This is a genomic window from Clostridium gelidum (assembly GCF_019977655.1).
Classification (GTDB): Bacteria; Bacillota; Clostridia; order Clostridiales; family Clostridiaceae; genus Clostridium; species Clostridium gelidum.
Window position 1 is genome coordinate 259338 of the sequence record NZ_AP024849.1, and the last position, 26974, is coordinate 286311.

Sequence of the window (26974 nt, forward strand, 5' to 3'; positions counted from 1 at the left end):
GGAGGCAACTAATTATGATTAAAGCTACACTGAATAATGAAGAAAAAATAGAAGAACTAATAGCAGAATTAACTCTTGAAGAAAAAGTTGGTATGTGTCATGGAAATGGACTCTTTAGAACTGAGGGAATTAAGAGATTAAATATACCACCTATAAAAATGTCTGATGGTCCAATAGGAGTTAGAAATGAATTCCCAGATGACAGTTGGACTCCAATAGGAAATTCGGATGATTATGTTACTTATCTTCCATGCAGTCTGGCATTAGCATCAACTTGGAATACGGAGTTAGCTCATAGGAGTGGAGAAGTACTTGGAAGTGAAGCGAGAGGAAGAGGTAAGGACATAATACTTGGACCTGGAATCAATATAATTAGAAGTCCTCTTTGTGGAAGAAACTTTGAATATATGTCAGAAGATCCTTATCTAACAGGAAGAATGGCAGTGCCTTTCATAAGAGGAGTTCAAGAAAACAACGATGTATCAGTATGTGTAAAGCATTTTGCTGTTAATAATCAAGAAACAGAAAGATTAAATGTTGAAGCTATAGTAGATGAAAGAACTTTTAGAGAAATATATTTGCCAGCTTTTGAAATGGCAGTAAAAGAAGGCGATGCATATTCAATAATGTGCGCATACAACAAACTGTTTGGATATCACTGTTCAAATAATAAAGAATTATTACAAGGTATTTTAAAAGAAGAATGGGAGTTTGATGGAGTTGTTGTATCAGACTGGAGTGCAGTAAATAATACTGAACTTGCAGCAAATGCAGGTATGGATATAGAAATGAGTGTTACCTTTAACTTTGATGATTATTTTTTTGCAAATCCTTTAATAAAAGCAGTAAAAGAAGGAAGAGTAAAAGAAGAGGTTATAAATGAAAAGGTAAGAAGAATACTAAGGTTAATGTATAAAGTAAATGTATTCTCAGAAGATAGAAAAAGAGGAAACTATAATGCACCAGAACATAGACAAGTAACTTTAGATGTTGCTAGAGAGTCTATAGCATTATTAAAGAATAAAAATAATATTCTTCCATTAAATTCTAAGAAGGTAAAGACATTAGCTGTAATTGGTGAAAATGCAAATATAATTCACTCAAATGGCGGTGGTAGTGCAGAAATTAAAGCTTTATATGAAATAACACCACTTCTTGGATTAAAGATGATACTTGGTGGACAAACGGATATAAAATATGCAAAAGGATATAGTTCGGATTTATCAAGTAAAGAAAAATTAATTAAAGAAGCTGTTGAACTTGCTAAAGTATCTGATGCAGTAATAATTGTAGGTGGATTAAAGCATGTTGCAGATGATCTTCAATTAGAAAATAATGCACTTTCAGTAAATAAGGAGGAAGAAGTAAAACATAGAATTGATAGTGAAGGATATGATAAGAGCGATTTGAAACTTCCTTATGAACAAGATGAATTAATTAAACGTGTATTAGAAGTTAATAATAATGCAGTTGTAGTAATGCTTACTGGATCAGCTATTGAGATGACAGAATGGGTAGATGAAGCAAATGCTATAATTCAAACTTGGTACAATGGTATGGAAGGCGGAAGAGCACTAGCAGAAGTGCTTTTTGGAGCTGTTAATCCTTCGGGAAAATTGCCAATTACATTCCCAAAAGCATTAGAAGATTCTCCAGCACATAAGATAGGAGAATTTCCAGGAAGTGAAACAGTTAAATATACTGAGGGAATTTACGTTGGATATAGATATTTTTCAAGTTATGATGTAGAGCCACTGTTCTGTTTTGGTCATGGACTTTCATATACAGAATTTAAATATGATGATTTAAATATATCAATTAATGAAGAATTAGAAAATATTGATATATCAGTAAAGTTTGAAGTGACAAATGTAGGAGATAAGACAGGATTAGAAGTTACTCAACTTTATGTAAGTGATTTAGAAGCATCAGTAGAAAGACCTAAAATAGAACTAAAAGGATTTGATAAAGTTTATTTAGAAGCTGGTGAAACTAAAGAAGTTGAAATTAAGTTAGATAAAAAGGCTTTTGCATTTTATTGTGTAGATGATAAAAAATGGACAGTTGAAGAAGGAAAATTTGAAATTCTTATAGGCAGCTCTTCAAATGATATTAGATTACAAAGTGAAATAAATGTAGGATCAAGCTATAAATTTTAGTTTAATATTGAATAATTTAAAGCTCAGAAGAATGTATCTAGATTATTCTGAGTATATTTTTATTAGAAGAAATGAGAGTGTATAGAGGAGATTTTTTATATGAATAATAATGAAATAGAAGATAGTAAACTAAAAATATGGTATGAACAACCGGCAAAAGAATGGATAGAAGCACTTCCTTTAGGTAATGGAAGATTAGGGAGTATGGTTTTTGGAAATGTCTCAAAAGAAAGAATTCAACTTAATGAGGACACATTGTGGGCAGGTGTGCCAATAAAAGAAGAAAGCTGTGGATTATTTTTAGAAGATTTAGATGAAGTAAGAAAGCTAATGTTCAAAGGTGAGTATATTAAGGGCCAAGACATAATAAATGAAAAGTTACTTGGACCTTGGAATGAATCTTATGCGCCCATGGGTAATTTATATTTAGACTTTGAAAATGCCGATTCTTATGAAGAATATAAGAGAGAGTTAGATTTAGAACAGGGTGTTGTCAGAGTTAAATATAAGATAAATAAAGTAGAATTTAGAAGAACAGTATTTATTTCTGCACCAGATAATGCAATTATAATAAATATTACTGCAAGTGAAAAGGGCAAGTTAACGTTTAATGCATCCTTAGATAGTTTATTACGATTTAATACAGATAGTCTAAATGAAGATTCGATAATTTTAAAAGGAAAAGCACCAATACATGCTTTGCCATCTTATGAAGAGGAAGAAAATCCAATTGTTTATGATGATAAAAAGGGAATAGACTTTGAAATTCTAGTAAATGTAAAAATTTGTGGTGGAAGTTTTAATTCTGAAAATGGAGTCCTTAAAATACAAGAAGCAGATAGTGTAGTAATCAAAGTCATAGCACATACAAGCTTTAATGGATTTAAATGTGAAGCTGGGACAAAAGGAAAAGATGTAGAAAAACGATGTAATGAAACTTTAGAAAATATAGATGAAAAATCTTTTGAAAATTTATATTCATCTCATTTAAAAGAATATACGGAATTATTTAATAGAGTGAATTTAAAATTAGGAAGTGATGAAAATTATAAAATTCCAACTAATATAAGATTAGAAAGAGTTGTTAATGGAGATGAGGATTTATCATTAATATCATTGTATTTTCAATATGGTAGATATCTTTTAATAGCAAGTTCAAGATTCGGAAGCCAGCCAGCTAATCTTCAAGGAATTTGGAATGAGGATTTAAGACCAGCTTGGAGTAGTAATTATACAACTAATATAAATGTAGAAATGAATTATTGGCCAGCAGAAATATGCAATTTATCAGAATGTCATGAACCATTATTTAGAATGATAAAGGAAGTATCAGAAACTGGAGAAAAAACAGCTAAACAGAGATATGGATGTAGAGGATGGACTGCAAATCACAACATAGATTTATGGAGACAAGCAGCACCAGCAGGAGGAAGTGTTGAATGGGCATATTGGCCTATGGCTGGAGCATGGTTATGTAGTCATCTTTGGGAACATTATGAGTTTACTCAAGATAAAAGTTTTCTAGAGGAAGCATATCCAACAATGAAAGGTGCAGCAGTATTTTTACTAGATTGGTTAGTAACTGATAAAAATGGATACTTGGTAACTTGTCCATCTACTTCGCCAGAAAATAATTTTTTAACAGATGAGGGAGAAAAATGTTCACCAAGTATCGCATCTACAATGGATATGGCTATTTCAAGAGAGTTATTTACTAATTGCATAAAAGCTATAGATGTTTTGAAAAATGATATTGAATTTAGTAAAGAATTAGAAGTTGCAAAGGGGAAATTATATCCATATAAGATAGGCAAGCATGGACAACTTCAAGAGTGGTTCGAAGATTTTGAAGAGTTTGAAGTAGGACATAGACATTTATCTCACTTATTTGGAGTGTACCCAGGAAGCGATATAGGTGAAGAAAAGACAATGGAATTGTTTGAAGCATGCAAAGTTTCTTTAGAAAGAAGATTAAGTAACGGAGGTGGACATACAGGCTGGAGCTGTTCATGGGTAATAAATCTATTTGCAAGACTTAAGGATTCAGAATCAGCATATAAATATTTACTGATTTTATTTAGGGAATTAACTTTTTCAAATTTATTTAACGTATGTTCTCCATTTCAAATTGATGGGAACTTTGGCGGCACAGCTGCAATTGCAGAAATGTTATTACAAAGTCATGAAGGATATATAAACTTTTTACCAGCATTACCTAAGGAATGGGAAAAGGGTGATATAAAAGGATTAAAAGCTAGAGGTGGTTTTGAAGTTGATATGAAATGGGAAAAAGGAAGATTGACTGAAGCTAAAATAAAATCAAATATAGACAATGTATGTAGGATTAAATTTAGCAGAAAAGTTAAAGTTAAAAGTGGTGAATTACAGGTAGAAGCTAAAGATATTACTGAAAACATATTAGAATTCACAACAATTTCAGGGCGTGAATATAAAGTTATTTAATAAATAAAATTAAATATTCAGAATTGATAATGTTGATAATAATAGTAGAGAATAAACATTTTGACGAACATAATGCTTATTCTCTACTTATTTTACTATATATTATGAAGTTAATTTGTAGAGATACTAAATTATTTCTTCTAATATAAAAACATCTCTGCTATTTAATAACAAATCATCAGTAATATTTTCATTAGTTATAAGATTTATAAATGATTTATTCTTAAGATTTAAGGTAATACTTTTATCATTATGATTTAATATAAAAAATATATTTTTATCATTCTTAACTCTTTTAGTTATTTCAGTGCCAAACTGAATATCACAACCTAAAGATAAAGATAAAGAATGTTTAGAATCCAAATAAGTTACAAGATCATCTACAAACTTAGTTTCAGGATTTGAAGCAATATAATAAGCATCACCATTGCCGTATTTATTGCAAGTGAATACGGGACGTCCTCTATAAAAATCTGAACCATATGTTCCAAGTGTAGTTGCACCTTCTAAGTTTATAATATCAAATAGCATATTGCATTTATATTCATAATCAAAATTGTCTAAGGAACCATTCATTTGAATACTATTATTTATTTCAGGAGGTAATGCATCTAATTCTTCAACCCAAAGCCCTAATAAATCTCTAAGTTCAGAAGGATAGCCACCAATTTTAACTCTATCATTTTCATCAACATATCCACTAAAGAAAGTTGTTATGAAAGTTCCACCCTTTGAAACAAAGTTTTTAATATTATCAGCAACATTATCTTTTAACATATATAACACTGGAGCAATTATAATATCATATTTAGAAAAATCATCATTAGGTTTAACAAAATCAACGGGAATATTTTTATTATGGAAACCAGCATAATATTTTTGTATTTGAGGTAAGTATTTTAATTCAATTGAAGGTCCACTAGAAAATTCTACTGCCCACCAATTATCCCAATCAAATATAATTCCAACTTTAGAATTATATTTTGAATCTATGATACTATCTCCTAGAGCGTTTAATTCTTTACCAAGAGCTGCGCATTCCTTGAATATTCTTGTATTTTCACTATCAGCATGTGATATTACAGCAGCATGATATTTTTCACATGCTCCAATTGATTGCCTCATTTGAAAAAACATGACAGAATCAGCGCCGTGTGCTAATGCTTGATAGCTTTGTAATTTCATTTCGCCAGGACGTTTAACAGAATTATATGGTTGCCAATTGGCTTGGCTTGGACTTTGTTCAATTAACATAAATGAATCACCAGATTTTAATCCTCTCATTAAATCATGACTCATAGCAACATTGCTAGGTGAATCACCATATGAAGGATAATTATCCCAAGATATTACATCCATATATTCAGCCCATTTAAAGTAATCCAAGGGTTTAAAGGCACCCATAAAATTAGTTGTTATTTTAATATCGGGAGTGGTTTTTTTTATTGCATTATATTCTCCAATATAACAAGCAAGTATAGAATCAGACATAAACCTGTTATAATCTAATGCCATTCCTTGAAAGGTAGTACAAGTTTTACTAGGACCATCCCACATTTCATTTAAGGCAGAAGGTGCAACTATTTCATCCCAAGAATAAACAGTATGTCCCCAAAAATTCATATTCCAAGCATTGTTTAAATTATCTATAGTTTTATATCTGTTTTTCAACCATTGTCTAAATTCTTCTTGGCAATGACCGCAGTAACAGTAGTTATCATATTCATTTGCAACATGCCAGATTGCTAAGTTGCTATAATCCTTATATCTTTCTGCTAATTTTGTTGCTAACTTAACGGATAATTCACGATATTTGGTACTGTTTGGACAAAATTTAACTCTTCCTCCATGTTTACGTTTACTTCCATGAAAGTCTACAGGAAGCATTTCAGGATATTTACGAGACATCCATGCAGGTTGAGCAGCTGTAGATGTAGCAAGGCACACATATATATTATTCTGTTTTAATAAATCAAAAATTTTATCAAGCCATTCAAAGTTATAAGTATCTTCATCAGGTTGCAATAAAGCCCAACTAAAAACAGGAAGTGTTACTATATTAATATTTGCAAGCTTTAATAAGTGCATATCTTTTTCAATAATTTCTTGTGGCCATTGATCAGGATTGTAATCACCACCATAAAGAATAAAAGGCAATTTAGAATTAATCAAAATATCTCCTCCTTGTCAATAATAATTCAAATATAGTTTACTATAAATTCGTAAATTGAAATACTATATAAATTATACAAGTAATGCTTGAAAAATTAGAGAATACAGCTTTGGGTAATAAAAATTTAAATAAATAATATTAGAGGTAATTCCAAATTATAAAACAATTTTTATTTTTAGTAAAAATAGTTTATAATAGTCACGGTAAAGGTTTTCTAAGACTTGTATTTATGAATTTAGGGGATTAAAAAATTATGAAGTATAAAATAAAGAATGTGATTAATAATATAAAAATAAAAAATAAATTAATATTAACATACCTTATAGTTACTATTGCAACAGTATCTATAGTTGGAACTTATTTAACTACACAAATGACAAACATAGTTGTTAATAGGGCAATAGATGAAGCAGAAAATAATTCAAATATAATGCAACATAGACTAGAAGAAATACTTAATTTAACAACTAAAGTATCAGATCTTATTTATGTAGATGAAAAGTTAAATTCAATTTTGAGTAAAAGGTATCAAACTGATGGTGAAGTTGTAGAGGCATATTATAATTACCCTACACTTCGTAATTATTTAAAATATTACAGGGAATTTTCAAGTATAACAGTATATGTAGAGAATCCAACAATACTTGGGACTTCTGAAATTTTAAAGGTTTCAGATAAGACAAGAGAAGAAGATTGGTATAAAAAGGCTATAAGTAATAGTGGGAAAATAGCATGGAGACATACTGTAGATGAATTTACTGGACTTGAATATCTATCTTTAGTTAGATGCATTAAAGATAGTAATGGAAAGCAAATAGGAGTTCTAGTTATAAATATTAATCCTAGTATATTAAAAGCAATAATAGATACAGATCCATTAAAGAATATTATATTGTTAGATGGGCAAAAAATTTTACAAAAAGATGATTATAAAATTGATGAGAAAGAATTAACAAAGAATATTATACGAGTATCAAAAGACGAATCTATTCGTGTTTTAAGGGCCGACTTCAATAATCAAGAAAGTTATATGGTATTGAATTCATTTAAAATAGAAAAAACATTGGAAAATAATTTCAAGGTAGTTATTGTACTACCAATAACTCAAATTACAAGCCAGACTAATAAGGTTATTGTTAACAGTATAGCGGCTATAATAGCAACAGTTATTTTAGCACTAATAGTAATTATGTATTTTTCTAAAAACATATCAAATAGGATAGATATCTTAAGAAGAGAAATGCACAGAGTAGTTAATGGGGATTTTTACATGATGAAAAGCATTGATGGCACTGATGAAATAGGACAACTTTATGAAGATTTAAATATTATGATAGAAAGTATAAAAAAATTAATTGAGGAAGTATATGTAGAGAAAATACAAAAAGAAAAATTAAGAGCAAGCCAAAAGGAAGCTGAATTTAAGATGCTTGCAAATCAGATAAATCCACATTTCTTATATAATACTTTAGAAACAATCAGAATGAAGGCTTATTGTAATGGTGACAAGGAAATAGCGGATATAGTAAAGAAGTTAGGGAAAATAATGAGGAGAAACTTAGAAGTTAGTGGAAGAATGGTGACGCTTCAATCGGAATTGGATCTCATAGAGAGTTATTTACAGATACAAGCAATGAGATTTGAGGGAATGGTTAAATATGAATTAAATGTAGATAATACAATAAATAAGGATATCTATGAAATATTACCATTATTACTTCAACCAGTTGTGGAAAATGCCTTTATTCATGGGCTTGAAGAGAAAAGGGACAAAGGTATTATTATGATTAATATATCAAAAGAAGAACAATGTTTGATAATAAAGGTTAAGGATAATGGAGTAGGCATGAAACAAGAAAAGTTACAAGAAATACATGAAAAGTTAATTTTATATATGGATAGTAATGGGAAAAGCATTGGAATGATTAATGTAAATCAAAGAATAAAAATATACTATGGAAAAGAATATGGACTAAGCATAGAAAGTGAATTCGGAAAAGGAACTTGTGCAACTTTGTATTTGCCTATATGAAAAAATGGAGGTATTTTAAATGTTAAATGTTTTGATTGTAGATGATGAGCCAAATGTAAGACGAGGGCTTAGGAAAATAGTTCCATGGGAAGAAAATGGGTTTCAAGTATGTGGAGAAGGGCAAGATGCTGAGGATGGATTTGATAAGATAATGAATCTAAATCCGGATATAGTATTAATAGATATAAAACTTCCAGGTAAGCTTGGAACCGACGTAATTAAAGAAGCAAGAGAAGCGGGATTTACAGGTAAATTTATAATCGTTAGTGGTTATTCTAATTTTGAATATGCAAAAACAGGAATTAAATATGGTGTTAAATCATACATTTTAAAACCTATTGATGAAGATGAATTGCTGGATATAGTATTAGAGCTAAAAACTGAAATAGATAATGAAAAAGTATGGAAAATAAATAAAGAATTATTAAAATACAATGAAATAAAAAATATAATTTTAGACGAAAATGATGACATAGAAGAAAATAACCCCATAAAAGAAGGGTATTATAAGCATGAGAATTTTCAAATTGCACTAATAGCTGATGTAGATATTGAAGGAAACAGAATTAAATTAGAAACCTTAGTGAAGAAGCAATTATATAATTATAATGATATAGATATTATTAAATTAGAGAGAGTTATTTTAATATTATTTAAGGATTTTAACAGTAATCGCACAAATAGAATAATAATTGAATTAAAATCTAAATTAGAGGAAAAATTAAAAGAACAAGTATTTATAACATTAGGAAACGAAGTTGATAATATAAATAAAATAAAATTTTCTTATAGAGAAGCCAAGCAGCTTATGGAAAAGAGATTTTTGTTTTTAGAAAGAGGAATAATTTCATGTGAAAATATTCAAGAAAATTCCAATGATAATTCAACTGATTTTAATGTAATTATATCTAAAATATATAGTTACTTTGATATTAACGATATAGAAAAGCTAAATTTAGAATTTAGAAATATTGAGGAATTATTTATACAAAGAAATTATTTAGAAGAACAAATAAAGGTTATGATTATAAAAATATTTTTAGATTTAAAGCAAAAATTAATTAATGACTATGATTCAAGTGAAATTAGCATTATAAGTAATGAAGAAATAATAGAGAATATCTATAGTAAAATAAGTTTAAAAAGTACAATAGATTATTTAATGGAAAAATTCACTTACATTTCTGAACAAATTGGAACAACATCCTCAGATAACATTATTAAAAGGGTAATTAATTATATGAATAAAAATTATTACAAAGATTTAAAATTAGAGACTTTGGCTGAAATATTTAACTATAATAGTGCATATTTGGGTAAACTTTTCAAAAGTATTGTTGGAGAAAATTTCAACACTTATTTGGATAAGGTAAGAATAGAAAAAGCAAAAACTCTTTTAGTAGAAGAAAAGCTTAAGGTTTATCAAGTTTGTGAAAAAGTTGGGTATAAAAATATAGATTATTTTCATAGTAAATTTAAGAAATATGTAGGCACAAGTCCTTTAAATTATAAGAAGCAATATGATAAAGAGGTATAGATTAAAAAAGTATTCAGTAAATCGAATGTCATTCATGGTGATCTATACAAAGAATATAATTAAATATATTATAAATAAAATATTTATGTTAATATATAAATAAAATGTTTATGTTATGGAGGAGAAAAAAATGGAAGGTGAATCAGCCCAGACAACTAATATGATTACTCAAATTTTATTTTTAGTTGTATTAACGTTAGTAAATGCATTTTTTTCATCAGCAGAGATGTCAATTGTTTCAGTAAACAAAAACAAAATGAAGATGTTAGCAAATGATGGAGATAAAAAAGCAAAAATGCTTTGTAAACTGATTGAAGAACCAACAAAATTTCTATCGACAGTTCAAGTAGGAATAACACTTGCAGGATTTTTTGCGAGTGCTTCCGCAGCTACAGGAATATCACAACAATTGGGGGATTTTTTAATTAATAGGAATGTACCATATGGACAGCAAATTGCATTTATAGGAGTTACAGTTGTATTATCCTATTTTACATTAGTATTTGGAGAATTGGTTCCGAAGAGAATAGCTTTGAGAAAAACTGAATATATAGCGATGGCATCTCTTAGACCAATAATGATTATTTCTAAAATTGCAGCCCCATTTATAAAGATATTATCAATATCAACATCTTTAATAGTAAAGCTTATTGGATTGGATACTGAAAATCTAGATGACATAGTAACAAAAGAAGAACTTAAATCATATATAGAATCAGGAGAAGAACATGGTGCTATAAATGAAAGAGAAAAAGAAATGATAGAGGGAATATTTGAATTTGATAATAAAAAAGTTGAGAAAGTTATGACACCTAGAACAGAAGTATATTGCATAAACATTAAGGAGTTATTAAGCTCTTATTTAGATGAATTATTGGAAATGAGATATTCAAGAATTCCAGTATATGAAGATGATATAGATAATGTAATAGGTATTTTATATATGAAGGATTTTATAATTGAAGCTAAGAATAAAGGCTTTGATAATGTAAATATTAAAGATATATTAAAAGAACCATACTTTGTTCATGAAGGAAAGAACGTGCAAGATTTATTTAAATCACTACAAATATCACAACGTCATATAGCTGTCATAATCGATGAGTATGGAGGGTTTTCTGGTATTATAACCATAGAAGACCTCATAGAAGAGATAATGGGAGAAATTAATGATGAAGATGATAGTAGTGAAGAACGAATTAAGAAAGTGGACGAAAATACTTTCTTAGTAGATGGGTTAACTACTTTAGAGGAATTAAATGATGAACTTAATATAGATATTGAATTAGAGGATATTGATACCATAAGTGGATTTCTTATTAATTTAATTGGTAATATTCCATCAGAAAATGATAATAAGATAATAGAATATAACGATATAATTTTTGAAATAGATAAATTAGGTGAGAAGAGAATCGAAAAGATTCTTATAAAGTTAAAAAATAGAGATTAAATTAAGGCACATGGACTTGTTATTTTTTTGATTGTGCCTAATATAAAAAGATGGCATTGCATTTGATTTAAGTGTAATGTCATCTTTTTTGTGTGAATAATAAGTCATTAATAAGGGGATAAATAAATTAATATAAAAATAATGTATTTATAAAAGGAGACAATTATATGGATAAGGAAATTTATAATGATTACTTATTAGTGATGCCAAGTGGGAACTGTAAGGGATTCAATGATTTAGAATCAACCAAAGCATATATAAATATGTATTATGAAAGGAAATTTGATCAAACCCTTCATCAAGATGGATATAATGATGCTACAGAAATTGGTGGAGAAGACCCTCGGGCTAATGTATTTACACAATTAGGAGTTCAAGAAGGAAAATGTGAAGTATATAAGACAGAAGAGTTAGTTGAAAAGCTCAAAGAAGAATTGATTTTTGATGAAGAGAAAGAGGAAGTTGTTTCAAAATTATGTGAAGCAAAAATAGATTTAAATATATATGAGTATAGCTTAGATGCAATTTTAGCACAGATTGAAGAAATTAATGTTATGGAGAACTATGGAGAGCATGATTAGAAAATGCATTTAAAATTTAAATTATTAGAAGAATTTATAAAAAAATAGCATATTTAAATTATTAATTAATAGTATATAAATATTAAAAACAATTAAACAAGTCATAAAACTATTGATAAATGAATAAAATAAATAATGAATAAATGATAAATAGATAATTTGTACATGAATTAAATAAGCAAAAAAACAATAATGTAAAATATAACATTAAAATGTTGACAATAGTAAAAACAGGGCGTAAAATTTACATTAACGAGAAAAGAAAATTTAATAGGTCCTTTAGTTATTAAATGCTAAGATGGAGAAAATTATTTAGTAGAAAAGTTGCAGAGAGTCGATGGTTGGTGAGAATCGATACTTTAGCTTTAGAATTATCGCTCCTGAGCAGAATCCAGAAAGAGAAAAAAATTTCTTGAGTAAAAGATATCCGGTGTGCATCCGTTATATGCAAGGGTTTGTTAGAACCTAGTGATATTGTATAAGGCGGAATATTATCCCACTTCTTATGATTCATATCATTAAGGGTGGATTTTTTTAACTATTTTTAAGGGGGAGAGGCAATGGAAAAGCATGTATTATCGGCTTTGGTAAAGAATTCATCTGGTGTTTTAAGCAGAGTTAGTGGATTGTTTTCAAGAAGAGGATATAACATTGACAGTTTAACTGTTGGTAGAACTGAAAATCCTTCAATTTCAAGAATGACGATTACTCTCATGGGAGATGAAAATGTATTAGAACAAGTAAAAAAACAATTGAACAAATTGGAAGATGTAGTAAGAGTTATAGATTTTAAAGCTAATGAATCAGTTTATAGAGAGCTAGTACTGATTAAAGTAAAAGCAAATGCTGAAAATAGAGCAGCAATAAATGAAACAGTAAAGATTTTTAGAAGTAAGATAATCGATTTATCTACTGACACTTTAACAATAGAATTAACTGGGGATGAAGAGAAGATATCAGCACTAATAAATTTGATGGAAGAATACGGAATAGAGGAATTAGTTAGAACTGGGGTTACAGCACTTCAAAGGGGAGAAAAGACTATAAAGAATTCCATTGAAAGTTATTAGTGTAAGATAAATTCATGAAACAATGGCAATAAGGCAATAAAAAGGGGGAGAATAATATATGGCTCAGAATCAGGTAAAAATATTTGATTCTACTCTAAGAGATGGGGCTCAAGGTCAAGGAATTTCATTTTCATTAGAAGATAAGATTAAAATAGTGAAAGCTTTAGATGATATGCAGATTGATTATATTGAAGCTGGCAACCCTGGATCAAATCCCAAAGATATGGAATTCTTTAAAAGGCTTAAGGATGTAGAACTTAAGACGGCGAAGGTAGTGGCATTTGGATCAACTAGGAAACCTAATATTAATGCAGAAGATGATAAAAACTTAAAAGATTTATTGTCATCAGGAGCAGATACAATTGTTATCTTCGGAAAAGCATGGGATTTCCAAGTCACAGATATTATAAAAACATCATTAGATGAAAATATTGAAATGATAAAGGACACAATTAAATATTTATGCAAAAAGAAAAAAGAAGTAATTTTTGATGCAGAGCATTTTTATGATGGATATAAGGAAAATAAAGATTATGCAATAGCAACATTAAAAGCAGCAGAAGAAGCTGGAGCACAAGTAGTTGTTTTATGTGATACTAATGGAGGCACTTTACCTCAAGAAATATATGATATAACTAAGGTTGTAAAAGGTCAAATAACCATAGAATTAGGTATTCATGGTCATGATGATATGGGAATGGCAGTTGCAAATTCGATTATGGCAGTAGAAGCTGGATCAAGACAAGTCCAAGGAACATTTATTGGTATAGGAGAACGATGTGGTAATGCTAATTTAAGTGCAATAATACCAATATTGAAATTAAAACTTGGATATGAAATATTAAACAATAATGAACTAGTCAATTTGACAAAATCAGCTAGGTATATTGCAGAAATATGTAATATTACATTGACAGATCAAATTCCTTTTGTGGGAAGTTCATCATTTGCTCATAAGGGTGGAATGCATATAGATGCAGTAACTAAAGCACCAAAATCATATGAGCACATAGAACCCGAACTTGTTGGTAATAAGAGAAGATTTTTAGTTTCTGAAGTTAGTGGAAAAAGCACAATATTGCAAGAAATAAAAAAGATATTCCCTAATATATCTAAAGATGATATTTCAGTTCAAAAGATTACTGATAGATTAAAAGAATTAGAATATGAAGGCTATCAATTTGAAGGGGCAGAAGGAACTGTTGAATTAGTTATAAGAAAAATTATTGGCAAATATAAACCCTTCTTTAAATTAAATCATTTTAAGATTATTGGAGAACAACCTTATGGTTCTGAAGATTTTAGTTCAACAGCAGTAATAAATATTACTGTTGACGGACAAAATGAAATGACAGCAGCAGAAGGTGAAGGTCCAGTAAATGCTCTAGATAAGGCTATCAGAAAAGCACTTGAAGTATTTTATCCAGAGCTCAAACAAGCGCGACTTGTAGATTATAAGGTTAGAGTGTTAGATTCGGAAAATGCTACAGAGGCAAAAGTAAGAGTTTTAATTGAATCAACAGACGGGATTGAGAATTGGAGTACTGTTGGGGTATCTCGAGACGTAATCCAAGCCAGTTGGATAGCACTTGTAGATTCAATAGAATATAAATTAATAAAAGATATTGAAAAAAAAGTAAAAGCATATTTTTAAGGAGATGATTAAGACATGGGAATGACAATGACACAAAAAATATTAGCAGCACATGCAGGATTAGAAACTGTAAAGGCTGGACAATTAATCGAGGCAAATCTTGACTTAGTTTTAGGAAATGATATTACAACTCCAGTAGCTGTAAATGAATTTAAGAAATTTGGAACAGATAAGGTATTTAGCAAAAGCCAAATTGCAATAGTTCCAGATCACTTTACTCCTAATAAGGATATAAATTCAGCAGAACAAGTTAAGTATATTAGAGAATTTGCTCAAAAGATGGAAATAGAAAACTTTTTTGAAGTTGGAGAAATGGGAATAGAACATTGCTTACTTCCTGAAAAAGGATTAGTTGTTGCTGGTGATGTTGTTATAGGAGCTGACTCACATACCTGTACATACGGAGCTCTTGGAGCCTTTTCAACAGGAATTGGATCAACTGATATGGCAGCTGGTATGGCTACAGGACAATGCTGGTTTAAAGTGCCATCAGCCTTGAAGTTTGTGCTTAAGAATAAACCTGCTAAATGGGTAAGTGGAAAAGATATAATATTACACATAATTGGAATGATTGGTGTTGATGGAGCATTATACAAATCAATGGAATTTGTAGGTGATGGACTTGATTATCTTTCAATTGATGATAGATTTACAATGGCAAATATGGCAATAGAAGCTGGTGGAAAGAATGGAATTTTCCCGGTTGATGATAAAACTGTTGAATATTTAAAAGATCATGCAACTAGAGAATGGACTGTATATGAAGCTGATGAAGATGCAGAATATGACGAAGTATTTGAAATTGACTTAAGTACACTAAGACCAACAGTTTCATTCCCACATTTACCAGACAATACAAGGACAATTGACAATGTAGGTGACGTAGTGCTTGATCAAGTAGTAATTGGATCATGCACAAATGGTAGAATTACAGATTTAAGAATAGCTAGAGATATTATTAAAGGAAAGAAAGTTAAGAAAGGTCTTAGATGCATAGTCATTCCGGGAACTCAAAAGATATATTTACAAGCCTTAGAAGAAGGAATAATTAAGGATTTAGTTGAAGCTGGAGCAGTATTCTCAACACCAACTTGTGGACCATGTTTAGGTGGACATATGGGGATTTTAGCAAAAGATGAAAAAGCATTATCAACAACAAACAGAAATTTTGTAGGAAGAATGGGACATGTGGAATCAGAAGTATATCTTGCAAGTCCAGCTGTTGCAGCGGCATCTGCGTTAACTGGAAAAATAACTGACCCAGAATTAGTCTAGGAGGTATTAGTAATGAGCGTAAAAGGTAAAGTATTCAAATATGGCGATAATGTAGATACAGACGTAATAATCCCAGCAAGATATTTAAACACATCAGATGCTAAAGAACTTGCTGCACATTGTATGGAGGATATAGATTTAGATTTTGTAAAGAATGTAAAAGATGGAGATATAATTGTTGCAAATAAAAACTTTGGGTGTGGTTCTTCAAGAGAACATGCACCACTTGCAATTAAGACAGCTGGAATTAGTTGTGTTATAGCATCAACTTTTGCAAGAATATTCTACAGAAATTCAATTAATATTGGATTGCCAATTTTAGAATGTGATGAAGCTATAAAGAATATTGATGCAGGAGATGAATTGGAAGTTAATTTTTCAACAGGTCTTATAAAGAATTTAACTAAGAATCAAGAGTATCAAGGAGAAGCATTCCCAGAATTTATGCAAAAAATCATAGATAGTGATGGGTTAATTGGATATATAGGAAATAAAAAGTAGAAAACAACAAATAAGCAAATTACATTAGATTTTTTCTTGATATAATTAATCAAGAAAGAGATAATAATAAGTAAAGGCACGTTAGATAAATAAGCAATAAGAGTTAAATAAAGATAAACAGGGGGATTTTTATAATGAAATGTAATATAGCTGTAATACCAGGAGACGGAATAGGACCAGAAGTTGTAGAAGAAACAATAAAGGTTTTAAAAGTTATTGGGGAGAAGTTTGGACATAGATTTGAATATGAATATGTATTAGCAGGTGGATGTGCTATAGATAAAGAAGGAACACCACTTCCAGAAGCAACATTAGAAGCATGTAGAAAAAATGATGCAGTTTTACTTGGAGCTGTCGGTGGTCCTAAATGGGATGATCCTACTGCAAAAATAAGACCAGAACAAGCATTATTAGGACTCAGAGGAGCATTAAATCTTTATTGCAATTTAAGACCAGCAATTTTATATGCACCATTAAAAAATGAATCACCACTTAAAGACAGTATTGTTAAAGATGGAATAGATATTTGTATAGTAAGAGAATTAACTGGTGGTATTTATTTTGGTGAAAGAGGAATAGAAGTTATTGATGGGGTAAAGAGTGCTTATGATACTGAAAGATATAACGAAACTGAAATAACTAGAATTGTTAAAATCGGATTTGAAACAGCAATGAAGAGAAACAAGAAGCTTACAAGTGTTGATAAAGCTAACATATTAGAAAGCTCAAGACTTTGGAGAAGTATAGTTAATGAAATGGCTAAGGATTATCCAGAAGTTGAAGTAAATCATTTATATGTTGATAACACTGCAATGCAATTAGTTAAAGATCCAAACCAATTTGATGTAATTGTAACTTCAAATATATTTGGTGATATCTTATCAGATGAAGCTAGTATGGTTACAGGGTCAATTGGAATGTTACCATCAGCATCACTTGGAGATGGAACTCTAGGAATGTATGAACCAATCCATGGAAGTGCTCCTGATATAGCAGGACAAGGAATTGCTAATCCTTTGGCAACTATTCTTTCATCTGCAATGATGCTTAGATATAGTTTTAATCTAGAAGAAGAAGCTAAATTAATTGAAAATGCAGTTCTTGCAGTACTTGAAGATGGATATAGAACTGGGGATATAATGGCTGAAGGTAAGAAAAAAGTTGGAACAGTTGAAATGGGAAGTTTAGTTCGTGAAAAATTAAAAGCAGCAAAATAGTTTCAATTGACAGTTTACAATTAACAATGGACAATTAAGGAATAAATCACTGTATGATTTTAAATTAGTATATTTTTATAAAAAGTTCAGAGAACTTTTTATCCCTAATTGTCAATTGTCATATGTAAATTGTTAATTGTGAAAATCATTTTATAAGCAAAGGAGTGAATAAAATGTTATTAACGGGGGCTGAAATCTTAATAAAGTCATTACTTGATGAAGGGGTAGAGACTATATTTGGATATCCAGGTGGGGCAGTTTTAAATATATATGATGAATTATATAAATATAAGGATCAAATTCACCATGTATTAACTTGTCATGAACAAGGTGCAGCTCATGCAGCTGATGGATATGCAAGAGCAACTGGTAAAGTTGGGGTTTGTCTTGCAACTTCAGGGCCAGGAGCAACTAATCTAGTAACGGGAATTGCTACTGCGTACATGGATTCAATTCCTATGGTAGCCATTACAGGAAACGTGGCTCAACCATTGCTTGGAAAAGATAGTTTCCAAGAAGTTGACATAACTGGAATTACAATGCCTATAACAAAACATAATTATATTGTAAGAGATGTTAAGGATCTTCAAAATATAATTAGAGAAGCCTTTTACATAGCAGAGGAAGGTAGACCAGGTCCAGTATTGATAGATATTCCTAAAGATATTACTGCAAATAAAACTAAGTATACAAAGTTAATTCCTAAAGAAGTAGTTAGGAAGTCAGAATATATTACAGATATAGCATTACAAGAAGCAGTAGACCTAATAAATCAAAGTAAAAAACCATTTATCTTTGCAGGTGGTGGTGTGGGTATATCTGAAGCAACATCAGAATTAATAAGTTTTGCAGAAAAGATAAGTGCACCTGTATCAACATCACTTATGTGTATGGCAGAATTTCCTAATGACCATGAATTATATACTGGTATGATAGGAATGCATGGAACAAAGGCATCTAATATAGCTGCAACTAAATGTGATTTATTAATAACACTTGGAGCTAGATTTAGTGATAGAGTTATAAGTAATCAAAATCATATTAAGAATGCAAAGATATTACAAATAGATGTTGATCCAGCAGAAATAAATAAAAATGTTAAAGTTGATACTTGCATTGTAGGAGATTTAAAGGTAGCATTAGATAAACTACTACCATTAATTGAAGAAAAGAAAAATCAAGAATGGCTGAGCGCAATAAACAAATTAAAAGAAGACAAAAAGATACCATCAAATTGTGAAATAACTCCAGAATTACTCTTTGATAAACTAAATGAATTAAATGATGGAAGTTTTATAATATCAACTGAAGTTGGTCAACATCAAATGTGGGCAGCTCAATATTTTAAATTTAAAGATCCAAGAACTTTCATAACTTCAGGTGGTCTTGGAACAATGGGATATGGACTTGGAGCTGCAATTGGAGCTCAAATTGGTATGCCAGGTAAGAGAGTATTTAACATTGCTGGAGATGGTAGTTTTGGAATGAATTGCAATGAATTAGTTACTGCAGTTAAAAATAAACTTCCATTAATACAAGTAGTTATGAACAACAATTGTTTAGGAATGGTTAGACAATGGCAAACTTTCTTCTATGAAGAAAGGTATTCTGAAACAACTTTAGACAGACCAACAGATTATGTTAAACTTGCGGAGGCTTTTGGAGCTAAAGCATTTAGAATAACTAAAGAAGATGAAATTGATGATGTTTTACGAAAAGCTCTGGATTCAGACGGTCCAGTTCTTATAGATTATTTAGTAAATAGTGATAAAAAAGTTTTTCCTATGGTTGCACCTGGTGCACCCATTAATCAAATAATAAGTGAAGAAGATATCAATAATAATTAGGAGGTCATTGAAAATGCCAAAAATGTATTATGAAAAGGACACAGATTTAAATTTATTAAAAGGAAAGAAGGTTGCTATAATAGGTTATGGTAGCCAAGGTCATGCACATGCATTAAATCTTCATGAAAGTGGAATAGATGTTACTGTTGGTTTATACAATGGAAGTAAATCATGGGCTAAAGCTGAAGCAGCTGGATTAAAAGTTGCAACTGTTGCAGAAGCATCAAAAGCAGCTGATTTTATCATGATTTTATTACCAGATGAAAAACAAGGGAAAATCTATAATGAAGAAATTGCTCCAAACTTAGAAGAAGGAAATTCATTAGTATTTGCTCATGGATTTAATATTCATTATGTACAAATAGTACCACCTGCATTCGTTGATGTATTTATGGTTGCACCAAAGGGACCAGGACATTTAGTAAGAAGAACATATACTGAAGGCGCTGGAGTACCTTGCTTAATAGCTGTACATCAAGATGCATCAGGAAAAGCAAAAGACTATGCTTTAGCATATGCAAATGGAATTGGTGGAGCAAGAGCTGGTGTTCTTGAAACTACTTTTAAAGATGAAACAGAAACAGATTTATTCGGAGAACAAGCAGTACTTTGTGGTGGATGTGCAGAACTTATCAAAGCTGGTTTTGAAACTTTAGTAGAAGCTGGATATGCTCCAGAAAATGCTTATTTTGAATGTATGCATGAAATGAAATTAATCGTTGATTTATTCTATCAAGGTGGATTAGGCTTAATGAGATATTCAGTATCAGATACTGCTGAATATGGAGATTACCAAGTTGGTAAGAGAATTATCACAGATGAAACTAAGAAAGAAATGAAAAAAGTTCTTGCTGAAATTCAAGATGGTACTTTTGCAAAGAACTGGTTATTAGAAAACCAAGTTGGAAGACCAAACTTCAATGCAACTAGAAGAATGGAAGCAGAGCATCCAATTGAAAAAGTTGGTAAGGAATTAAGAGGAATGATGAGCTGGATCGATACAGCTAAAGTAGACTAGTATTTAGGAATAATAGCTACAATTTAAAAAGAGGGCGAGAGTTTATATTTAAATTCTCGTCTTCTTCTTTTTGATGTATAATTTATTGCAGAGAAGTTTTTAAAGGATGAAATAATGTTAAAGTGAGGTAAGGAATGAACTATATATATATTGTGGAATGTTCAGATGGGACATTCTATACAGGATGGACTAATAATTTAGAAAAAAGAATTGCTATGCATTCAAATGGGTTAGGGGCAAAATATACAAAAGGAAGAGGACCTGTAAAATTGATGCATTATGAAGAATTTGAAGATAAAAAAGATGCAATGAAAAGAGAATATGAAATAAAAAAATTAACAAGAAAGGCAAAGATAACATTAATTAGTGAGGTGCAAAAGAATAAATAATCAGTAAACTAATACTAGTGCAATAAAATTTTAAACATGCATAATTAATAAAACTTATTGCAAACGGTTTTATAAAAGTGTCCATATTGGAGCAAATACGAATAAATATAAGATAAACCATCAAATATGGCAAAAAATAGAACAAAATATTACTTGTAAAAGTTTTTTTTGTTTGATATACTAAAAATATCAAAGAAATGCGATTGAGAAAAGGTTAACATGAAGTCTAAATAGAAACAAAAAAACTATAAAAACCAAATTTTTTTATAGTTTTTCGCAAACGGTTGCGAGGAATGGTTTGCAATATGAATTGTGTTGCAATTAAGTTTTCACGAATGCTATAAAGATGAATTGTTATCAAAATTTCAAGTATAAAATATTTAATACAGCATATAAGTAAATGTTAATAATATATTTAAAATTAAAAAATTAAATATATATTATAAATTATAATATTTGAAATTTTCAAAAAACGTCTTAAAAAATTAAATCAATTTTAACGGAGGGGTATGAATATGAAAACAAAAAAAATATTATCAACAATTTTAGCTACTACATTATTAGTTGGAACTATGGTAGGATGTGGAACAACTTCAAGTACTGGATCAGGAAGTGCAACTGGGAAGACAGTTAAAATATTTCAGCTAAAAGTTGAAATTAATGATCAACTTCAAGCACTCGCTAAAAAGTATGAAGAAGAAAAGGGCGTTAAAGTTGACATTCAATCAGTTGGTGGAGGCGCTGACTATGGTGCATCGTTAAAAGCTGAATTCGCAAAAGGTGCTGATGCTGAACCAGATGTATTTATGATTCAAGGCGCTGGAGACTATGGAGTTTGGAAACATAAAATTGATGATTTAAGCGATCAAGGTTGGGTAGATAAAGCTGTTAAAGGTACACTGGATACAGTAACTATAGATAAAAAAGTATATGGTATGCCTGCAGCAACAGAAGGATATGGATTAATATATAATAAAGCAATCTTAGATAAGGCTGGAATTGATCCTAAATCTATAGATACATTTGATAAGCTAAAAGCTGCTTTTGAAAAATTAGACAGCAAGAAAGCAGAACTTGGACTTGACAATGTCTTATCTTATACAACAAAAGAAACTTGGGTAACTGGTAATCACACATTCAATATACCATTTGCAACACAAGATAATCCAGCACAATTTGTAAAAGATTATATTGATAAAAAAGTAGACGTAGTAAATAATAAGCAATTTAATGACTGGATGAACTTAGTTGAATTAATGTGTAAATATAGTGGCGGAAAAACATTAGATACTATAGATTATAGTAGTCAAGTTGGTAACTTCGCACTTGGAAAAACAGCATTTATTCAACAAGGTAACTGGGTTGCTGGAGATTTAAAGAAATTAGAAAATCCAGATGCTAAATTTAATATGGGATTTGTCCCATTAGCTATCAATAATGATGCAAAAGTAAGTGGATCTATTCCAGTAGGAGTTCCAATGTACTGGGTAGTTAATAAAGATTCTAAAGTTAATAAAGAAGCTAAAGAATTCTTAGATTGGATGGTTACTAGTACAGCTGGTCAAGAATCATTAGTTAAAGATATGAATATGATTCCTGCATTCACAAACTTTAAAGCTGAAAGCGATAATGACTTGAATAAATCAATATCCGAATATAATAAAGCTGGGAAGACTCTTCCATGGGCATTTACTAATTTCCCAGATGGATTCTCAATGAATAACATAGGACCTATTTTCTCTAAATTCCTAACTACTGATATGGGAGCACAAGCTAAGAAAGATATGTTACAATCAATTCAAGATGCAAAAAGAGAAAAATAGAAATTAGAATTAATTCATGAGGAAAGTAAAACTTCCTCATGAATATTTTAAACATAAGATTAATTTAAAATACATATAGTAAGTATCACAAGGAAAGGAGTAACTGTATGAGTAAAAAATCAACAGACAATAAAAATTTTTGGGTTTATGTTGGACCAGCTTTGTTTGCGATAATAATAGTTGTATTTATACCATTTATACTTGGTATATATTATACATTCACAAATTATAATGGTGCTAATCCACAATATGATTTTGTAGGAATAAGTAATTATATAAGTCTTTTTGATGATGTACAATTTATATATTCTTTAAAAATAACTATTTTATATACAATTGCAAGTGTAATAACTATTAACCTAGTAGGATTTGGGTTAGCATATGCTGTTACAAGAAAGTTAAAGACTAGTAATTTCTTAAGAACAGGTTTCTTTATGCCAAATTTAATTGGAGGATTAATCTTAGGATTTATATGGCAATTTATGTTCAATTCAGTATTCACAGGAATAGGACAAAATTTAGGCAGTAAAATGCTTGCAACATCACTATTACAAGAACCAACTACAGCAATGTTTGCAATGTTAATTGTTTCAACATGGCAATATGCAGGTTATATAATGGTTATATATGTGGCAGCTCTTGAAACTGTTCCAGCTGATTTAATAGAAGCAGCTCATATTGATGGAGCTAATGGATGGCATACATTTAGACATATAACAATACCTATGGTAAGACAAGGAATGACAATTTGTATGTTCTTAACTTTAGCAAACTCATTTAAGTTATTCGATTTAAACTTCTCATTAACACCAGCAAAAACAACAGAAATGTTAGCTTTAAATATCTATAAAGAAGCATTTGTAGTAAATAATATGGGAATAGGACAAGCAAAAGCAATTATATTCTTTATACTTGTAACTGCTGTTTCTTTAATTCAAGTTTACTTTAATAAGAAGAAGGAGGTAGAAGCATAATGGAAACAAATAAAAGTATTAACAATGTAGCACAAAGTAGATCAGGTAAAAAACTAAAAACAATGGATAGTTATACTAGTAAACTAAAAATATTAGAAGTTTTTGCATGGCTATTACTAATACTATATATGGCACCATTTTATTTGATGTTTATAAACTCATTTAAAACAAGAAGAGAAATTTTTGCTAATACCACAGGACTACCAAATATATGGAATTATCAAAACTATATAGACGCTGCTAATAAAATGGACTTGATAAGTTCTTTTGCTAATTCTATGATAATAACTGTTGCGAGTGTAATATTATTACTTCTATTCTCTTCAATGGCCGCTTGGTTATTAGTAAGGGATCAGACAAAAAAAAGTAAAATATTATTTTATGTATTTACAGCAGGAATGATTGTACCATTCCAAGCCGTAATGATACCACTTGTAAAGTGGATGGCTAAAATTCAACTTGGACCATTTAAAATGATAGGAACACATTATGGACTTATATTTATGTATATAGGATTTGGTGTAAGTATGAGCATATTCTTATATCATGGATTTATTAAAGGTATACCTAAAGAAGTTGAAGAAGCTGCAACTATTGATGGATGTAGTAAATGGCAAACCTATACAAAGGTAGTCTTGCCATTGCTAAAACCTACTACTGTTACAGTAGCTGTATTAAATAGCATATGGATATGGAATGACTTCTTATTACCTTTCTTAACATTAGATAAAAATACGAGAACCATACCATTAGCTATGAATAATTTCTTTGGAGCATTTTCAAAACAATGGGAACTTGCAATGGCAGCATTGGTTATGTCAATAATTCCAATAATTATATTCTATTTCTTTGTTCAAAAACATATAATTTCAGGTATTGTTCAAGGTTCTATAAAATAATTTATTGCATAATTTAAATTTTTAACTATGATATATGTAATTTATACATAGGTAAAAATTTAAACATAATCCATTATGCAAGCGATTGCCTAATGTAAAGTATGAATAAATAATATTATATAGTAAATTTAATACAAAAGGAAAAAATGGGAGGAAGATATGAATAGAGGTAGTGGTATTATCATGCACATTGCTTCTTTGCCAGGAAAATATGGAATAGGAACATTTGGTAAAGAAGCTTATGATTTTGGTGATTTTATGAAAAAAGCTGGTCAAAAGTATTGGCAAATACTGCCGCTAGGACCTACAAGTTTTGGTGATTCACCATATCAATCTTTTTCAGCTTTTGCTGGAAATCCTAATTTTATAGATTTTGATATTTTAAGAAAAGACGGATTATTGAAAGAAGAAGATTATAATTCAATAAATTTCGGAAAAAATTCAGAAGATATAGATTATGGATTAATATTTAAAGAAAAATTAAAAATACTAAGAAAAGCATATGAAAATTTTAAATTGAAAAAAAATGAAGATTTAAAAGAATTTCAAGAGAAGGAAGCATATTGGCTTGATGATTACTCATTATATATGGCATTAAAAAGTCATTTTGACCTAAAAGGCTGGCAAACTTGGGATGAAGATATACGATTAAGAGAAAAAGAAGCTATGAGTAGATATGAGATAGAATTAAGAGAGGAAATAAGTTACTGGAACTTTTTACAATATGAATTTTATAAACAATGGAACGCATTAAAATCATATGTGAATGATTTAGGTATTGAAATAATAGGTGATATGCCTATATATGTAGCAGAAGATAGTGCTGATGTATGGGGAAATCCGGAAGCATTTTTACTTCATAAAAAGACATTAAAGCCACTAGAAGTTGCGGGATGTCCACCAGATATATTTTCATCTACAGGTCAACTATGGGGAAATCCAATTTATGATTGGAACTACATGGAGAAAACAGATTACAAATGGTGGGTTGATCGTATAAGACAAAGTCTTAATTTATATGATGTCCTTAGAATAGATCATTTTAAAGGCTTTGAGTCATATTGGTCGATTCCTTATGGCGAAGATACTGCTGAAAATGGTGAATGGGTTAAAGGTCCTGGAATAAAAGTATTTAATGCAATCAAAGATGAACTTGGAGATGTAAATATAATTGCAGAAGACTTAGGAACATTAACTGAAGAAACTATAAAGCTTAGAGATGATACAGGTTTTCCAGGTATGAAAATATTAACATTTGGATTTGATACAGATAGTTCTAATCCATTTTTGCCTCATAATTATGAGAAAAATTTTATAGTTTACACAGGTACTCATGACAATGATACTGTTAGAGGATGGATGGAGACAACTGCTCCGAAAGAACAGGTTGAAAAAGCAATAGAATATTTAAGCTTGACTAAAGAAGAAGGGTATAATTGGGGCGTTATCAGAGGCGTATGGAGTAGCATTGCTGATATTTCCATAGCACAAATGCAAGATTTCTTGAATTTGGGAAATGAAGCAAGAATTAATATGCCATCTACACTCGGAAAGAATTGGCGTTGGAGAGTAAAAGAAGATGCATTCACTGAGAAGTTAGCCGAAAAAATTTATAAAACAACTAAAATTTATGGAAGATGTAGTGAAGAAGATTAAAGGGATAGACAATAAAATATAATAATGGTAAAGCACAGAAAAAGATATATTTTTCTGTGCTTTTCTTAAAAGAATTTAATATGCAACATACTGTTTGTAACGCAAGTTTAAATATGATAGTATTAGAATTATTAGTAATTTGAGAATATAAAAACAAACATGTTAACAATAGATTTAATCAATCCTTATAAAAAGTTAGATGAATTTATCTTTTAAGAATTTGGAAAGATAATTATAAATCTATGGGTAGGAG

General features: G+C 29.8%; 19 protein-coding genes. 18 read left to right on the forward strand and 1 reads right to left on the reverse strand.

The window, feature by feature from the left end; all coding sequences use genetic code 11:
• Positions 1–14 precede the first annotated feature (14 nt).
• The gene (locus tag psyc5s11_RS01305; protein WP_224035869.1) at positions 15–2159 is read left to right on the forward strand and encodes a beta-glucosidase family protein; all 2145 of its coding nucleotides are present in this window, start codon (positions 15–17) and stop codon (positions 2157–2159) included.
• A gap of 99 nt (positions 2160–2258) precedes the next feature.
• A complete protein-coding gene (locus psyc5s11_RS01310; protein ID WP_224035870.1) occupies positions 2259–4622 on the forward strand; it encodes a glycoside hydrolase family 95 protein in 2364 nt (787 codons plus the stop codon).
• A 126-nt stretch (positions 4623–4748) separates the two neighbouring features.
• Here the strand turns inward: psyc5s11_RS01310 and psyc5s11_RS01315 are convergent, their stop codons facing one another.
• Positions 4749–6794 (reverse strand): beta-galactosidase, encoded by a 2046-nt coding sequence (locus psyc5s11_RS01315; protein ID WP_224035871.1) that lies wholly within the window; start codon positions 6792–6794, stop codon positions 4749–4751.
• Between the two features lie 254 nt (positions 6795–7048).
• Between psyc5s11_RS01315 and psyc5s11_RS01320 the strand changes: the two genes are divergently transcribed.
• The 16 genes from psyc5s11_RS01320 (at position 7049) to malQ (ending at position 26721) form a co-directional block, all read left to right on the forward strand.
• Positions 7049–8827, forward strand: a complete 1779-nt coding sequence (locus tag psyc5s11_RS01320) for a cache domain-containing sensor histidine kinase (RefSeq protein ID WP_224035872.1) — start codon at positions 7049–7051, stop codon at positions 8825–8827.
• Between the two features lie 19 nt (positions 8828–8846).
• Positions 8847–10364 (forward strand): response regulator, encoded by a 1518-nt coding sequence (locus tag psyc5s11_RS01325; RefSeq protein WP_224035873.1) that lies wholly within the window; start codon positions 8847–8849, stop codon positions 10362–10364.
• A 130-nt stretch (positions 10365–10494) separates the two neighbouring features.
• On the forward strand, positions 10495–11817 hold the full coding sequence (locus tag psyc5s11_RS01330; protein ID WP_224035874.1) for a hemolysin family protein: 1323 nt from the start codon (positions 10495–10497) through the stop codon (positions 11815–11817).
• A 167-nt stretch (positions 11818–11984) separates the two neighbouring features.
• Entirely contained in the window at positions 11985–12398 is a 414-nt protein-coding gene (locus psyc5s11_RS01335; RefSeq protein ID WP_224035875.1) for a hypothetical protein, read from the forward strand.
• Positions 12399–12958: 560 nt separating this feature from the next.
• The gene (ilvN, locus tag psyc5s11_RS01340; protein WP_224035876.1) at positions 12959–13468 is read left to right on the forward strand and encodes an acetolactate synthase small subunit; all 510 of its coding nucleotides are present in this window, start codon (positions 12959–12961) and stop codon (positions 13466–13468) included.
• Positions 13469–13526: 58 nt separating this feature from the next.
• A complete protein-coding gene (cimA, locus tag psyc5s11_RS01345; protein ID WP_224035877.1) occupies positions 13527–15122 on the forward strand; it encodes a citramalate synthase in 1596 nt (531 codons plus the stop codon).
• Between the two features lie 15 nt (positions 15123–15137).
• Positions 15138–16397, forward strand: coding sequence for a 3-isopropylmalate dehydratase large subunit (leuC, locus tag psyc5s11_RS01350; protein WP_224035878.1), 1260 nt, complete (start codon positions 15138–15140; stop codon positions 16395–16397).
• 12 nt (positions 16398–16409) lie between these two features.
• Complete coding sequence (gene leuD, locus psyc5s11_RS01355; protein WP_224035879.1) at positions 16410–16898, forward strand: 3-isopropylmalate dehydratase small subunit; 489 nt, start codon at positions 16410–16412, stop codon at positions 16896–16898.
• Between the two features lie 134 nt (positions 16899–17032).
• Positions 17033–18115 carry a 3-isopropylmalate dehydrogenase gene (gene leuB, locus psyc5s11_RS01360; RefSeq protein WP_224035880.1) on the forward strand — a complete coding sequence of 361 codons (1083 nt, stop codon included), beginning with the start codon at positions 17033–17035 and terminating at the stop codon, positions 18113–18115.
• 173 nt (positions 18116–18288) lie between these two features.
• Positions 18289–19962 (forward strand): biosynthetic-type acetolactate synthase large subunit, encoded by a 1674-nt coding sequence (ilvB, locus tag psyc5s11_RS01365; RefSeq protein ID WP_224035881.1) that lies wholly within the window; start codon positions 18289–18291, stop codon positions 19960–19962.
• A gap of 13 nt (positions 19963–19975) precedes the next feature.
• On the forward strand, positions 19976–20980 hold the full coding sequence (gene ilvC, locus psyc5s11_RS01370; protein WP_224035882.1) for a ketol-acid reductoisomerase: 1005 nt from the start codon (positions 19976–19978) through the stop codon (positions 20978–20980).
• Between the two features lie 134 nt (positions 20981–21114).
• Complete coding sequence (locus tag psyc5s11_RS01375) at positions 21115–21369, forward strand: GIY-YIG nuclease family protein (protein ID WP_224035883.1); 255 nt, start codon at positions 21115–21117, stop codon at positions 21367–21369.
• Between the two features lie 515 nt (positions 21370–21884).
• Positions 21885–23192: an ABC transporter substrate-binding protein gene (locus tag psyc5s11_RS01380; RefSeq protein ID WP_224035884.1), complete on the forward strand. Its 1308-nt coding sequence runs from the start codon at positions 21885–21887 to the stop codon at positions 23190–23192.
• A 107-nt stretch (positions 23193–23299) separates the two neighbouring features.
• Positions 23300–24166, forward strand: a complete 867-nt coding sequence (locus psyc5s11_RS01385; RefSeq protein WP_224035885.1) for a carbohydrate ABC transporter permease — start codon at positions 23300–23302, stop codon at positions 24164–24166.
• Positions 24166–25065, forward strand: coding sequence for a carbohydrate ABC transporter permease (locus psyc5s11_RS01390; RefSeq protein ID WP_224035886.1), 900 nt, complete (start codon positions 24166–24168; stop codon positions 25063–25065). The genes psyc5s11_RS01385 and psyc5s11_RS01390 overlap by 1 nt, the downstream gene beginning before the upstream one ends.
• A gap of 159 nt (positions 25066–25224) precedes the next feature.
• Positions 25225–26721 (forward strand): 4-alpha-glucanotransferase, encoded by a 1497-nt coding sequence (gene malQ, locus psyc5s11_RS01395; protein ID WP_224035887.1) that lies wholly within the window; start codon positions 25225–25227, stop codon positions 26719–26721.
• Positions 26722–26974 lie beyond the last annotated feature (253 nt).

Bases quoted from the DNA above. Each gene is read 5' to 3' on its own strand.
- psyc5s11_RS01305 (WP_224035869.1), top strand. From the start codon at position 15: ATGATTAAAGCTACACTGAATAATGAAGAAAAAATAGAAGAACTAATA.
- psyc5s11_RS01310 (WP_224035870.1), top strand. From the start codon at position 2,259: ATGAATAATAATGAAATAGAAGATAGTAAACTAAAAATATGGTATGAA.
- psyc5s11_RS01320 (WP_224035872.1), top strand. From the start codon at position 7,049: ATGAAGTATAAAATAAAGAATGTGATTAATAATATAAAAATAAAAAAT.
- psyc5s11_RS01325 (WP_224035873.1), top strand. From the start codon at position 8,847: ATGTTAAATGTTTTGATTGTAGATGATGAGCCAAATGTAAGACGAGGG.
- psyc5s11_RS01330 (WP_224035874.1), top strand. From the start codon at position 10,495: ATGGAAGGTGAATCAGCCCAGACAACTAATATGATTACTCAAATTTTA.
- psyc5s11_RS01335 (WP_224035875.1), top strand. From the start codon at position 11,985: ATGGATAAGGAAATTTATAATGATTACTTATTAGTGATGCCAAGTGGG.
- ilvN (WP_224035876.1), top strand. From the start codon at position 12,959: ATGGAAAAGCATGTATTATCGGCTTTGGTAAAGAATTCATCTGGTGTT.
- cimA (WP_224035877.1), top strand. From the start codon at position 13,527: ATGGCTCAGAATCAGGTAAAAATATTTGATTCTACTCTAAGAGATGGG.
- leuC (WP_224035878.1), top strand. From the start codon at position 15,138: ATGGGAATGACAATGACACAAAAAATATTAGCAGCACATGCAGGATTA.
- leuD (WP_224035879.1), top strand. From the start codon at position 16,410: ATGAGCGTAAAAGGTAAAGTATTCAAATATGGCGATAATGTAGATACA.
- leuB (WP_224035880.1), top strand. From the start codon at position 17,033: ATGAAATGTAATATAGCTGTAATACCAGGAGACGGAATAGGACCAGAA.
- ilvB (WP_224035881.1), top strand. From the start codon at position 18,289: ATGTTATTAACGGGGGCTGAAATCTTAATAAAGTCATTACTTGATGAA.
- ilvC (WP_224035882.1), top strand. From the start codon at position 19,976: ATGCCAAAAATGTATTATGAAAAGGACACAGATTTAAATTTATTAAAA.
- psyc5s11_RS01375 (WP_224035883.1), top strand. From the start codon at position 21,115: ATGAACTATATATATATTGTGGAATGTTCAGATGGGACATTCTATACA.
- psyc5s11_RS01380 (WP_224035884.1), top strand. From the start codon at position 21,885: ATGAAAACAAAAAAAATATTATCAACAATTTTAGCTACTACATTATTA.
- psyc5s11_RS01385 (WP_224035885.1), top strand. From the start codon at position 23,300: ATGAGTAAAAAATCAACAGACAATAAAAATTTTTGGGTTTATGTTGGA.
- psyc5s11_RS01390 (WP_224035886.1), top strand. From the start codon at position 24,166: ATGGAAACAAATAAAAGTATTAACAATGTAGCACAAAGTAGATCAGGT.
- malQ (WP_224035887.1), top strand. From the start codon at position 25,225: ATGAATAGAGGTAGTGGTATTATCATGCACATTGCTTCTTTGCCAGGA.